This is a genomic window from Providencia sp. AGC89 (genome assembly GCF_053543535.1).
In genome coordinates, this window is the sequence record NZ_JBIXLP010000049.1 from 1 (window position 1) to 826 (window position 826).

The 826-nt window shown below is 29.3% G+C and carries 1 protein-coding gene; it reads left to right on the top strand.

All coding sequences use genetic code 11. The features are described from left to right. Positions 1–526: 526 nt before the first annotated feature. Positions 527–826 (top strand): hypothetical protein (locus ACIPUA_RS08210; protein WP_449059547.1); only part of this gene is annotated, 300 nt, incomplete at its 3' end.

The window sequence follows — 826 nt, forward strand, 5'->3', positions numbered from 1 at the left end:
GAATAGTACATCTCCAAATTTTACACTAACTTCGATCCCAGTGATAACGGTTAAACCTAAGCTAAGTGAGTACGCTACAAACTTAAATGGTGGAGAATTTACTAGTACTTCTGCTAGCTTGATATTAAATTATGAATAAAGTATTTTTTTATAAAAATAACTAAAGAGATTATCTTTTCTATAATGTTAATTTTTATGTTTTATTTACTATTATGTTAAGTTACAGATAAATACCAAATATTAAAAATTATGATTAATAAGTATAACAACAAAACTGGTTCATTTTGGAGGATTCAGACATATAGTAACGTATCCTTTCATTCTACTCATGATTGGAGAGATTAATATCGTTTTACCATTATATGTTATATAGTGGTTTGAAGCGGATTTAGTATTGATGAATAAATGACAGCGCAGTAATTTAGCTGCTTATGGAAAGACGATATGGTGAAAAAACTCAATAAAATTAAAATAGTAAAATATTGGACACCAGTAGGCAGTCATAATCCTTCTTGGATATATTTATATGCTGATTTTATTGAAAAATCAGGTGAAAGTAAGGAATGTTATTATTATGTTTAACTATGCCAAATATTTTTTGATTTTTGTGGGCTTAATTTTTTTTGTATCAAATGCAAACTCTGAAAATTTAAAACCAGTAGTGACAAGTTCAGTGTTAAGAGTAGCTCCACATTCTCCTGATCAGGTAATCCACACAATTTCTTGGTCTTCATTTAGTGTTTCTGATGAAGATGCGAATCGTGTAATTTATTGTCCAGCAGTTATTGGTTCTCTTTGCGGATGGGGATTTGTTTATAGGCAAACT